The following is an 11,261-nucleotide window of genomic DNA, read 5'->3' on the forward strand; positions in this document are numbered from 1 at the left end:
CAGATAGAGGTGCATGTCATCGGGTCGGTAATTCTCGGCCAGCAGGGCCTGGAGTTGCCGGCGGGCCGGTTCGGTGGCGCCGGCTTCCAGGGCCAGCAAGGCCAGCGAGAAGCGCAGATCCAGATCCTCAGGATGCTGTTCGGCCATGGTGGCTAGCTGTTTCTCTGCTTTGCCGGTGTCGCCGGCGGCCAGCAGCATGCGGATATAGGTAATTCGGGGGCGCCGTGCCTGTGGATATTTGCGAACCAGTTTTTTCAGGTGACGCAGGGCCTTCTTTTTTTCCCCGAGTTTGTGCAGCAACTGGGCTTTGAGCAGCAGGGCGTCTTCGTGGCGGGGCATCAGATCCAGTGCCCGCTCGTCTGCCTCCAGAGCGCCGACGTAATCGTTTTCATGTTCCAGCCACAGGGCGCGGGCGTACCACAGTGGCGCCTGGTCCGGATAACGATCGGAGAGTTGCGCCAATGCCTGCACCAGTTGCCGGTTGCCTTGGGCATCCAGCCCGCGGGCCTGGCTGACCAGCCGGCCCAGAGCCTCGCCGCCGTGTTCGCCGAGCAACGTGTCCAGGTAACGGCTGGCGGCGTCGATGTTACCCAGGCGAATTTCCGAAAGAATGGCCAGTTGCAGGGCTTCTTCGTCGGCGGGCACCTTCTCCAGCCATAGCTGGCTCAGCGCCAGGGTTTGCTGGTGGTCTTCCAGGTAATGGGCCAATTGAGCCGCCTGGCTGATCACTTGTGGATCGCCGGTGGTGCGGGCTGCCTGGCTGTAATAGGCCAGCGTCACGCCCAGAGACTGACGCTGGGCGGCCACTTCCGCTACCAGCAGGTCCGACAGGGTCTCGCTGTCATAGCTCGGGGCGCTCTGGGTGGCCGCAGGTGGCTCGGGGTCGGCGGGTGTCGGGGCCGGTGTCTTGCTGGCGCAGCCGTTGAGCAGCAGGGCGCCGCACAGCGGCAAAAAAGCGAATCGCGTCATTAACCAGTATGCCTGTTTGATGGTCCGGCTATCATGGCACAGCGATCCGGGATTGCCCAAACCCAGCCTGCTATAAGCAGCTCCTGTGCCGTTGATCAGCGGGGTCGTCATTGTTTTGGAGGGCGCTTTCACGCAAAATGCGTGACCCTTGCGTGGCCTGTTTTCACCGGGCTATTGCCTTCTGACGGGTGCGGCAGGCAGACAGTTCCATAATGATCGCTCGATGAACTGCCGCCCTTGTGTAAACCGGTGAGGAAAGTGGCCCGGGTCTGCTGCGGGCACGAGAGTCTATGAATCTAGTCGCTGTTGGCGTCAATCACACCACCGCGGATGTGGAGTTGCGTGAACGTCTGGCGTTCTCCACGCAGCAGGCGGAAGCGGCGCTGGCCAGCCTGCGAGATATGCCCGGGGTGCGCGAGGCGGCCCTGCTTTCCACCTGTAACCGTACCGAACTGTATTGTCTGGTTGACGAGACAGTGCCGGATTTTGCCGCCTGGCTGGCGCAAAGTCGCCACCTGTCGGTGGATAAGCTGGTGTCCGTGCTCTACCAGCATCAGGGCGAGCAGGCCCTGGAACACATGATGCGGGTGGCCGGCGGTCTGGACTCGCTGGTACTGGGCGAGCCGCAGATTCTGGGCCAGATGCGCGACGCCTATGCCCGTGCCCATGAGGCCGGGCTACTGAATGGCGAGTTGTCGCGGCTGTTCCAGGAAGTGTTCTCGGTGGCCAAACGCATTCGTACCGAAACCGGTATCGGCGCCAACCCGGTATCCGTGGCCTATGCGGCGGTGTCCTTTGCCCGCCATATCTTTGCCGATCTGAAAAAGAGCCGTGCCCTGTTGATCGGCGCCGGGGAGATGATCGAGCTGGTGGCGCGTCACCTCAATGAGCAACAGGTCAGCGAAATCACCATTGCCAACCGTACCCAGCAACGGGCTGCAGAGCTGGCTGCCAGTGTCGGCGGTCGCGGCATCAGCCTGGAAGAGTTGCCGGTGGCCCTGGAGCGGGCGGATATCCTGATTTCCTGTACCGCCGCGCCCCTGCCTATTCTGGGCAAGGGGATGGTCGAACGAGCCCTGAAAAAACGTCGTCACAAACCCATGTTCATGGTCGATATCGCCGTGCCTCGCGATATCGAGCCCGAGGTGGGTGACCTGGATGATGTCTATCTGTACACGGTGGATCATCTGCAGGAAGCGATTCAGGAAAATGTTCGTGCCCGACAGCAGGCCGCCCAGGAGGCTGCTGAGCTGATTCGCGATGCCATCGTCCGCCACCGTCGCCAGCGCCGTGAGCAGGATGCGGTGAGTGTGCTGCGAGAGTATCGACAGCAGCGTACCAGCCTGGCCGAGAGCGAGCTGGAGAAAGCGCTCCAGCAGCTGCACAACGGTGGTGATCCGGAGCAGGTACTGCGCAAGTTTCAGCATTCCCTGGTCAACAAGTGGCTGCATACGCCCAGTGTGACCCTGCGCAAGCTGGCGGCGGAGGGCCGGGCAGAATCATTGCTGCTGGCCCGCGAGTTGCTGCTTGACGACCCGGACACCCCGTCCGAACCGAAATAAATCCCTTTGAGGGTCTTATGAAAGCGTCTTTGCAAGGCAAGCTGGAAAAGCTGGCCGACCGTTTTGAAGAATTGTCCGGCCTGTTGTCGGACCCGGAGATTATTGGTAACCAGAAAAAGTTTCGGGATCTGTCCCGGGAATATTCGGAAATCGATCCGGTGGTGAAGTGTTATCAGGATTACCTGAAAGTCGCTGCCAACCTGGACGCCGCCAAGGCAATGCAGGATGACAGTGATCCTGAGATGCGCGAAATGGGCCAGGAAGAAGCCCGTGACGCGACCACACAGATGGACGCACTGGCCGACGAGCTGCAGAAACTGATGTTGCCCAAGGATCCTCGCGACGGCGCCAATGTGTTTCTGGAAGTGCGCGCCGGCACCGGCGGTGATGAGGCGGCGATTTTTGCCGGTGACCTGTTCCGCATGTACAGCAAGTATGCCGAGCAGAATGGCTGGAAAGTGGAGCTGGTGAGCGCCAGCGAAGGCGAGCATGGCGGCTACAAGGAAGTGATCGCGCGGGTCATCGGCGACTGTGTCTATTCCCGCGTCATGTTTGGATCCGGGTCCCAACGGGTACAGCGGGCCCCCGCTGCGCAATGCCTGGTGCGTATTCACACCCCCGCCGGCACCGTGGCGATCATGGCGGAAGCCGAAGATCTCGGTGATATCCAGATTCGCACCGAAGACCTGCGTATCGACACCTACCGTTCCTCCGGTGCCGGCGGCCAGCACGTCAACACGACCGATTCCGCCGTGCGTATCACCCACTTGCCCACCGGCGTGGTGGTGGAATGCCAGGACGAGCGTAGCCAGCACAAGAACAAGGCCAAGGCCATGAGCCTGCTCAGCGCCAAGCTGTATGATGCCCAGCAGAATGCCGCCCATGCGGAGCAGGCTGCTGAGCGTAAATCCCTGGTGGGCTCCGGGGATCGTTCCGAGCGTATTCGTACCTACAATTATCCCCAGGGTCGGGTGAGCGATCATCGCATCAACCTGACGCTTTACCGGCTCGGTGAAATCATGGAAGGGGACCTGGATGAATTGCTGGGTGCGCTGATGTCCGAACACCAGGCGGATCTGTTGGCGACCCTTGGCGACAGCTGAGATGCGCATTGATGCGGCCCTGCGTCAGGCCCGTGAGCGGCTTGCAGCGTCTCCCAGTGCGAGCCTGGACGCCCAGGTGCTGCTCTGCCATGTGTTAGCGCGCCCGCGCAGCTATCTGTTCACCTGGCCGGAAAGGGAGCTGGATGCGCAGCAGCAGCAACGATTTCTGGCGCTGTTGACGCGCCGCGAGCAGGGTGAGCCAGTGGCTCACCTGACCGGCGAGCGGGAATTCTTTGGCCGCCGTTTCACCGTTACCGCCGACACCCTGATTCCCCGACCGGACACAGAAACCCTGGTGGAACTGGCTCTGCAATTGGGCCCCGCCGGCCCCGCCCGGGTGGTGGACCTGGGCACCGGTACCGGTGCCATTGGCCTGTCCCTGGCTCTGGAGCGCCCCCAGTGGCAGGTGACTCTGATCGATCTGAGTGCCGAGGCCTTGTCGGTGGCCCAGCGCAATGCCCGTGACTTGTCCGCCCGGGTGACCTTGCAGCAGGGCAGCTGGCTGGAGGGCTGCTATGGCCCGTTCGACCTGATCGTCAGCAACCCGCCCTATATCGATCCGACGGATCATCACCTTGAAGAAGGCGATGTGCGCTTCGAGCCGCGCTCTGCATTAGTGGCAGACCAGCGGGGGCTGGCGGACCTGGCCACCATTATCAATCAGGCTTGTACTTGCCTGGTTGCCGGTGGCTGGTTGCTGCTGGAACATGGTTACCAACAGGGTGACGAGGTGCGAGCACTGATGGAGGCGGGTGATTTTGACGCGGTGCGTACCGAGCGGGATTTGGGGGGGAACGAGCGGGTGACGTTGGGTCAGTTAACCGTTAATAGTGAATAATTAACAGCGAAAACCCCAAAAGCCGAACCGTAGGGTAGAGACCGGGTATTTCCTCAGTGAACTCTGTGTTCTCTGTGGTAAATGATTTTTTATAACGCGCTTGCGGGCCTGTGAGAGAATCATGCTTAACGACGACCAGCTACTTCGCTACAGCCGCCAGTTGATGGTGGAGGACTTTGATCTGGCCGGGCAGGACGCCCTGGCGGAAGCGAGGGTGTTGGTGGTCGGCTGTGGCGGGCTGGCCAATCCGGCGACGTTGTATCTGGCCGGTGCCGGGGCCGGCGAGCTGGTGCTGGCAGACGATGATGCGGTGGAGTTGAGTAACCTGCATCGGCAGGTGGCCTTTCGGAGCGCAGATGTGGGCCAGCCCAAGGCCGAGGCCCTGAAGGCGCAATTGCTGGCGCTGAACCCGGAGGTGTCGGTGCAGGCGCATACCCTGCGGGTGGATGCGGACTGGCTTGACCGGGAAGTGGCGGCGGCCAATGTGGTGCTGGACTGCACCGATAATTTTGCCACCCGCCAGAAAATCAATCAGGCCTGTGTGACTCACCGGGTGCCGCTGGTCAGTGGCGCTGCCATCCGCATGGACGGGCAACTGGCGGTATTCGATCTGCGCCAGCCGGACAGCGCCTGCTACGCCTGCGTCTATGGCGATGGCACCGACGGCGATCTGGCCTGCAGCCAGGCGGGCATCGTCGGCCCGGTGGTGGGCACCATCGGTACCCTGCAGGCCCTGGCCGCCATACAGGTGCTGCAGGGTAAGCCTTTGCCTGCCACTCTGAAGCTGTTCGACGGTCGCACCCTGTCCTGGCGGGAAATGCGTTTTCATAAAGACCCGGCTTGCCCTGTGTGCTCCCGGCAGTAGTCGGAAAGGCTCGCTCGAGTCGCGAGAAGCGAGTTTCGAAAGGCAAAATCACTTGCTGGCCCGGGGTTTCGCTTCTCGTTCCTCGAAGCTAGATGCTTCCCGAGTCACTTACACAGCGATACTGTTTCCCCTGTCAGCCCGGGCGTAGGCTTGAAAGTAGTCTATCCGGAGGCTGCGGTGAACGAGACACAAGCCCGACTGGCGTCCCTACCCCTGTTTGCGGATCTTCCCGATGCCGCTGTCGCCGCCTTGGCTGATCTGGCGGAACCTGTCTCCCTGCCCGTGGGGGAGGTCCTGTGTCAGGCCGGAGATACCCCGCGCTGGTTGTTCGTGCTGTTGAGCGGACGCCTGCAGAAAACGGTGGCGGACACCACTGCGCTGATCGACCCCGGTGCCTTGATCGGTGCCAGTGAGCTGCTTGGCGATCACCCCTTTGCGCAGGATATTCTGGTTCTGCGCGATAGCCAGTTGCTACGTTTTCCTGCCGAGGGCCTGGAGCCTTTTCTGCTGGACCATCCGCCGGTGCTGCTGGCCCTGAGTCGCTACCTGCTGCGCCAGCGGGACACGCCGCGACCCGGCCATGCTGCCCGCCAGGGGACCCTGTCGCTGGTGCCGGCCAGCCCCGGGGTGCCGGCGGCCACCCTGGGGGAGGAATTGGTGGGGCGGCTGGGCGGCTGGCCACGGGCGCGTATGGTCACCGAGGCCCATGTGCTGGCGGATCTGGGGCAGGACAGCCTTGCCACGGACAGTGACAGTGAGCAGAGACTGGAAACCTATCTGCATCGTCTGGAAGCGGCCCATCCGCATCTGGTTTATGTGGCCGATCAAGGGCAGGGCGTCTGGGCAGAGCGTTGCCTGCGCCACGGTGACCGGGTGCTGATGCTGGTGGAAGCCGGCGCCGAGCCGCGACCGGTGCCAGCCCTTGCCCGGTTGCCAGGCCCGTTGCTGGCGCCGCTGGAGCTGGTGTTGTTGTGTGCCCGTGGCGACAGCTCCACGCACACCCGCGCCTGGCGGGAACAGCTGAAAGCGCGCAGTCATTATTATGTGCAGCCCTGGTATGGACCGGATCTGGATGCTCTGGCCCGGCAGATCACTGGTCGCGGTCTGGGCTTGGTGCTGGGCGGTGGCGGCGCCCGCGGCTTTGCCCATATCGGCCTGATCCGGGCACTGGAGCAGCTGCAGATGCCGGTGGACGTGATGGGCGGCACCAGCATGGGCGCCTTTGTTTCGGCCCTGCTGGCCTGCGGGTTCAGTGCGGTGGAGATGATGCAGGTGGCCCGGGATACCTTCGTCAGCCGTAATTACCTCAATGACTATACGCTGCCGCGGGTCTCCCTGATCCGTGGTCGAAAATTCCACCAGCGCCTGCAGTCGGTGTTTGGCGAGCGCACCATCGAATCCCTGTGGCGTAGTTATTTTTGTGTTTCCAGCAACCTGTCCAGTGGTGAAGCGGTGGTCCATGAGTTCGGTAGCCTGGCCACCTGGGTGGGGACCAGCATGTGTGTGCCCGGGGTGGCGCCGCCGGTGCTGTTTGAAGGGGAGCTGTTGTGCGATGGTGGGGTGGTGGACAATCTGCCCACGGACGTGATGCAGGCCATGGAGCGGGGTGCCATTATCGCCTCCAGCGTCAGTGCCCAGAGCGATATCGCCCTGGAAGAGATGAAGTCCAGCCTGCCTGACCCCGGGGCCCTCTTGCGCCGCCAGCGCGGTGCCAGCTGGCCCGGTTTCGGCGAGATCCTGCTGCGTACCGCCACTCTCAACAGCGACACCGTCGTTTACCCGGCGTCGGTGGCGCGTTCCGATGTGTGTCTGCATATGCCGGTGACCGACGTGAACATGTTCGACTGGAAGGCGCTCGATATGCTGGTAGAGCGCGGGTATCAGCATGCTTTGCAGGTACTGGAGCCGCTACGGGATGAGTTGCTGGGGGAGGATTGAGATGTTTTCGGTAGGTTGCACTGAGCTTACGCAGAATAGATGGCCTTGATAGCGTCAGGCGAACAACGCCTGCAGGCCATTATCGTTTGCCAGTGTCACCAGCCGTTGTCGTAGTGCCGGGTCCACCTTGCCGTAGGCATCAATGATTTCGGCGATGTCCTGTTGCCGTTGTGCAGGAAGGTGGTGGGCAACCCTGACCAGGGCATGCCACTGCTCGGTGGTCAGGGCGGCTTCCATGGCCCGCTCGATGGCAGCCCGGTCCAGCATGGCGGCCTGGCGGCCCACCTCCTGCAGCAGCACCGGGTTCATCATGCCGACCAGCGGCAATAACCGGCTCCACAAACCATGGTGATCGGCGGCAGTGATGATATGGCCGAGAATCTCCGGCTGTTGCTGCAGAATCGGTAGTTCCAGCAGCCGTTGCTGGGTGGCAGACGACAGCTCGGCGATCACCGGAACCAGGTCCGGCCACAGCTGATGTTGTTCGGCCACCTGAATAATGCGCTTCAGCACGGCGGCGGGCTGGTTAGCGACCAGGTCGCCGAGCTGATGCTTCAGTTCGTAGCCCAGGTTGCCGAGCAAGGCGATCACTTCCAGCATCAGGTCGTTGTCTGGGTCCGTGGCGAGCAGCACGGCCCGGGCCAGCCGTTCCCGGGGCAGTAAGCGCACCAGGTGGTCCAGGCGGGTGCGTGACTCCATAAACAGGGCGATGCGCAGCAGGTGGCCATCGTCGGCCACTGCGTCCATGACGGCCCGGGTGGCATCGTCGTCCAGGGCGTCGGCGACCCGGCCCAGTAGCATGAAGGCGCCTGCCTCTATCAGGGTCAGGGCCGTGTCCACCAGCAGAGTCGGGGGGAGTTGGCGAATCAGCTCACGGCTGCGTTGTGGGTCCAGATGCTGACAGACCCTGGCAAGAAAGGGGGCGGTAAGACGTCGGGCGATGGCTGCGCCTCGATGGGATGGCATTTCCGTGGCGATACGAGCGGTGAGCAATGGCCCTGCGCGGCGCGCCAGGGCCGCCATCAGCGGGGGCGGTAACAGCGAGGTCCATTGCGCCCAGCGGTGAAACCGGTCGCGGTCGGAGGCAAAGCATTTTTCTTCACAGAGGTGGCGGAGCTGGCGCAGGGCTTCCGGTGGGTAGGCCGTCAGGTCCGCCAGTGACGATGCCGGCTGGTCCAGCAGGGCCGACAGCTTGCGCACTTCTATCTGGCTGGTCAGCATGCTCAGCTCTCCTGACCGGAAGCAGATCCCAGCAGCGGACGCAGGAAGCGGGGCAGGGCAGCCCGCAGGGCCTGCTCGTGTGCCTGGCGTTGCCGTTGCTGGCAGGCCTCAATCAGGATCGCCAGCTGTTGCTGGCGGTCCCTGTCCAGCGATGCCAATTCCGCCAGAGTGGTCGGCGGGCAGCCCAGCGTATCCGCCAGAGAGCCGGGGTCATTCCTCTGTGGGTGATGACGTTTCACCTGGATTATCCTGGCGGGTAGACGGGGATTGCGGCGTGGTAACGGTTTCTTGCTCTGGCTCCAGGGTAAAGCCGGGCTGGGTGATCTCGGGCTCGGAATCAGACAGAAAATAGACCGCCAGCAGAATCAACAGACATAGAATGATGGCGATAGAGAGAATATGGCGCATGGTCGGAACCTCCCTGACTGAGGACGAAGGCCGGCCTTGCGAGAAGTTGCGTTGGCCAACCTCTGTGTCTCCAATATAGGCCCCTTTGCCGGGAGGGACAATGCAGGGCATCCCACGCATGTTCAGGCGGACAACTGAACCACCTGGTTATTGAGATCAGTGACCTGCCGTGCCATGTCGGTAAGCAGGCTGTGGATCATGCCGGGGTTGGTGCGGATCAGGTCCTTGAATTGATGCTTGGGCACCTTGACCACGGAGCAGCGCTGCTTTGCTCTCACCGTGGCGCTGCGCGGGGAGTGGGTCAGCAGGGCGATGGCGCCGAGGACCTCGCCTTCGCTGACATGGCCCACGACCACATTGTCCACCAGCACATCCGCCTGGCCTTCGAACAGGCTGAATACATAATCTGCCGGTTCCCCCTGGCGGATGATCACGTCGCCGGGTTCGAAGTAGGCAAAGCCCGGGGTGGTATGGCTTTCTTCCGGTACATAGGCCGCCAGCAGGCGTACCAGCATGGCCTGCTGGATGGTGAGGATGCGTGTCCACAGTCGCGCCAGTTGTTCATCGGCCAGGACCGCTTCCACCAGTTTTACGGTGGGGTAGGCAGCCAGTAACACCGCGCTTTCTGCGTAGTAGGTGACCTCGTCGCTGCCCGCGTCCGGGAGAATCATGTCCCCCTCGTCCCAGGTAAACAGTTTGCGTGTCTGGCAGCGCATGCCCAGCATGCCGCCTTTCACCACATAGGTGGTGTCGGCACACATGCCTTGCTGGAAGGCATCCTCGGTGGGGGCCAGAGGGAATGACTGGGGTTGCAGCGGGAGCTGGCCGATAAATTCATCGACCAGACGTTTGTACATGCGGGTCAGGGCGGAAAAGCCGCCGCTGGCTTCGGCCACGGAAATCATGCTGTGCCTCAACAAACTCAGATTTTTGCCTGAGTATGCCGTAAGAAGCGGCTACGAAACAGGGGTGAGTTGGCAGTTGCAGGGGGTGACGGTTTTGTTGCCTGGCCAGGGTGCAAGTCGCTGTGTGATTTGCACCCTGTCGTTATGGCCTCAGTAGTCCCGCTCGCGGGGACTGAATTGTGGTGCTTCCTTTTTCTGTCCCGCCTGCAGGGCGCGACGATAGTTCTTGCCGCGCAGCAGCTTGAACTGCAGTTTGCTTTCGGTATCGAAGGCCTGCGCTTCCGGTACATTCCAGGTTTGCTGGAACAGACTCTTGGCGGCGCTGATGCCATCCGGGGAGCGGGTCTTGATGGCCTCGGCCAGTTGCTCGGCTTCCGCCAGTGGGTCGTCGGCAACCCGGGTGACCAGATTCAGGGCCTTGGCTTCGTCGCCCTTGAACAGGCGGCCGGTCATGGTCAGTTCCTTGGCTACATCCATGGGGACCAGTTCGCGCAGGGTGACGCTGCCGGTCATGTCCGGGATCAGCCCCCACTTGATTTCCATGATCGACATTTCGCAATCAGGTGTGGTGAAGCGGAAATCTGCCGCCAGGGCAATCTGCATGCCGCCGCCGTAGCAGTAACCGTGCAGCACAGTGATTACCGGGATCGGCAGCTCGCGCCAGCACCAGCAGACTTCCTGAAACAGATTGGTTTTCTTGACGCCGTACTTGGTGAAGCCTTTCAGTAATTTCAGTGGTCGTTTCATCACCGTGCCGAAATCCAGCCCGGCACAAAATGCCTTGCCTTCACCCTGCATGATCACTACGCGCAGACTTCTGTCCTTGCGTACGGCTTTGGCGGCTTCCACCAGCCCTTCCATCATGGCGAAATCCAGGCCGTTGTACTTGTCGGCGCGGCTCAGAGTGACATAGGCAATGTCATTTTTCTTTTCCAGGGTGACGCGGTTCTGGAAGGTGGTGGTCATATAGCCTCCGGCTGGCTGGCTGGCACGCCACACGCCACACGCCAGCACGCAAAAAGCGTGATGTGTGGAGCGTGTGGGGTGATGCGTTATTGCAGCTTTTTCTGCAATAACTGGTTCAATTGCTGCGGGTTTGCTTTGCCCTGTGTTGCCTTCATGGCCTGGCCCACAAAGAAACCGATTTTTTTCTTTTTCTTGGCATCATCAGAGTTGCGGTAATCCTCAACCTGGGGGGCGTTGTTGGCGATGATGTCATCGACGATTTTTTCCAGCTCGCCGCTGTCGCTCATCTGCTTGAGGCCCTTGGCTTCAATGATGGCATCCGGGTCACCTTCGCCGGCCCAGCAGGCTTCGAATACCTGTTTGGCAATTTGGGACCTGATGGTGCCATCCTTGAGACGGGCAATCAGTTGACCCAATTGTTCCGTAGAGACCGGCCTGGCGCTGATGGCTTTTTATTCCGCGTTCAACCTGGCGGCCGTTTCACCC

Annotated in this window: 11 protein-coding genes and 1 pseudogene; 5 read left to right on the forward strand and 7 right to left on the reverse strand. The window is 61.7% G+C overall.

Annotated elements, in window-relative coordinates:
- The coding region (locus ACFE0K_RS09070) for a tetratricopeptide repeat protein (protein ID WP_434535757.1) at window positions 1-969 on the reverse strand (969 nt) is incomplete at its 3' end.
- Between the two features lie 290 nt (window positions 970-1,259).
- Here ACFE0K_RS09070 and hemA point away from each other — a divergent pair.
- The 5 genes from hemA to ACFE0K_RS09095 all read left to right on the forward strand — a co-directional run bounded on the left by hemA (window position 1,260) and on the right by ACFE0K_RS09095 (window position 7,275).
- A complete protein-coding gene (gene hemA, locus ACFE0K_RS09075) occupies window positions 1,260-2,531 on the forward strand; it encodes a glutamyl-tRNA reductase (protein WP_434535758.1) in 1,272 nt (423 codons plus the stop codon).
- 17 nt (window positions 2,532-2,548) lie between these two features.
- Entirely contained in the window at window positions 2,549-3,634 is a 1,086-nt protein-coding gene (gene prfA / locus ACFE0K_RS09080; protein WP_434535759.1) for a peptide chain release factor 1, read from the forward strand.
- Window position 3,635: 1 nt separating this feature from the next.
- Window positions 3,636-4,472 (forward strand): peptide chain release factor N(5)-glutamine methyltransferase, encoded by an 837-nt coding sequence (prmC, locus tag ACFE0K_RS09085; RefSeq protein ID WP_434535760.1) that lies wholly within the window; start codon window positions 3,636-3,638, stop codon window positions 4,470-4,472.
- Window positions 4,473-4,593: 121 nt separating this feature from the next.
- Window positions 4,594-5,337 carry a HesA/MoeB/ThiF family protein gene (locus ACFE0K_RS09090; protein ID WP_434535761.1) on the forward strand — a complete coding sequence of 248 codons (744 nt, stop codon included), beginning with the start codon at window positions 4,594-4,596 and terminating at the stop codon, window positions 5,335-5,337.
- 177 nt (window positions 5,338-5,514) lie between these two features.
- Window positions 5,515-7,275, forward strand: coding sequence for a patatin-like phospholipase family protein (locus ACFE0K_RS09095; RefSeq protein WP_434535762.1), 1,761 nt, complete (start codon window positions 5,515-5,517; stop codon window positions 7,273-7,275).
- A 54-nt stretch (window positions 7,276-7,329) separates the two neighbouring features.
- Here ACFE0K_RS09095 and ACFE0K_RS09100 read toward each other — a convergent pair whose 3' ends face one another.
- The 6 genes and pseudogenes from ACFE0K_RS09100 to gatB all read right to left on the reverse strand — a co-directional run.
- Window positions 7,330-8,496: a hypothetical protein gene (locus ACFE0K_RS09100; RefSeq protein WP_434535763.1), complete on the reverse strand. Its 1,167-nt coding sequence runs from the start codon at window positions 8,494-8,496 to the stop codon at window positions 7,330-7,332.
- A gap of 2 nt (window positions 8,497-8,498) precedes the next feature.
- Entirely contained in the window at window positions 8,499-8,735 is a 237-nt protein-coding gene (locus ACFE0K_RS09105) for a hypothetical protein (protein ID WP_434535764.1), read from the reverse strand.
- On the reverse strand, window positions 8,707-8,904 hold the full coding sequence (locus tag ACFE0K_RS09110; RefSeq protein ID WP_434535765.1) for a hypothetical protein: 198 nt from the start codon (window positions 8,902-8,904) through the stop codon (window positions 8,707-8,709). Before ACFE0K_RS09110 ends, ACFE0K_RS09105 begins: the two co-directional genes overlap by 29 nt.
- 122 nt (window positions 8,905-9,026) lie before the next feature.
- Complete coding sequence (locus ACFE0K_RS09115) at window positions 9,027-9,809, reverse strand: cyclic nucleotide-binding domain-containing protein (protein WP_434535766.1); 783 nt, start codon at window positions 9,807-9,809, stop codon at window positions 9,027-9,029.
- A gap of 150 nt (window positions 9,810-9,959) precedes the next feature.
- Window positions 9,960-10,775 (reverse strand): crotonase/enoyl-CoA hydratase family protein, encoded by an 816-nt coding sequence (locus ACFE0K_RS09120; RefSeq protein ID WP_434535767.1) that lies wholly within the window; start codon window positions 10,773-10,775, stop codon window positions 9,960-9,962.
- Between the two features lie 86 nt (window positions 10,776-10,861).
- Window positions 10,862-11,261 (reverse strand): annotated as a pseudogene (gene gatB / locus ACFE0K_RS09125) (Asp-tRNA(Asn)/Glu-tRNA(Gln) amidotransferase subunit GatB); the annotation flags it as partial.

It is taken from the genome of Alcanivorax sp. (assembly GCF_051117345.1).
Lineage (GTDB): Bacteria > Pseudomonadota > Gammaproteobacteria > Pseudomonadales > Alcanivoracaceae > Alcanivorax.

Excerpts from the sequence above, each read along its gene's own strand:
- hemA (WP_434535758.1), top strand. The coding sequence starts at position 1,260 with ATGAATCTAGTCGCTGTTGGCGTCAATCACACCACCGCGGATGTGGAG.
- prfA (WP_434535759.1), top strand. The coding sequence starts at position 2,549 with ATGAAAGCGTCTTTGCAAGGCAAGCTGGAAAAGCTGGCCGACCGTTTT.
- prmC (WP_434535760.1), top strand. The coding sequence starts at position 3,636 with ATGCGCATTGATGCGGCCCTGCGTCAGGCCCGTGAGCGGCTTGCAGCG.
- ACFE0K_RS09090 (WP_434535761.1), top strand. The coding sequence starts at position 4,594 with ATGCTTAACGACGACCAGCTACTTCGCTACAGCCGCCAGTTGATGGTG.
- ACFE0K_RS09100 (WP_434535763.1), bottom strand. The coding sequence starts at position 8,496 with ATGCTGACCAGCCAGATAGAAGTGCGCAAGCTGTCGGCCCTGCTGGAC.
- ACFE0K_RS09110 (WP_434535765.1), bottom strand. The coding sequence starts at position 8,904 with ATGCGCCATATTCTCTCTATCGCCATCATTCTATGTCTGTTGATTCTG.
- ACFE0K_RS09115 (WP_434535766.1), bottom strand. The coding sequence starts at position 9,809 with ATGATTTCCGTGGCCGAAGCCAGCGGCGGCTTTTCCGCCCTGACCCGC.
- ACFE0K_RS09120 (WP_434535767.1), bottom strand. The coding sequence starts at position 10,775 with ATGACCACCACCTTCCAGAACCGCGTCACCCTGGAAAAGAAAAATGAC.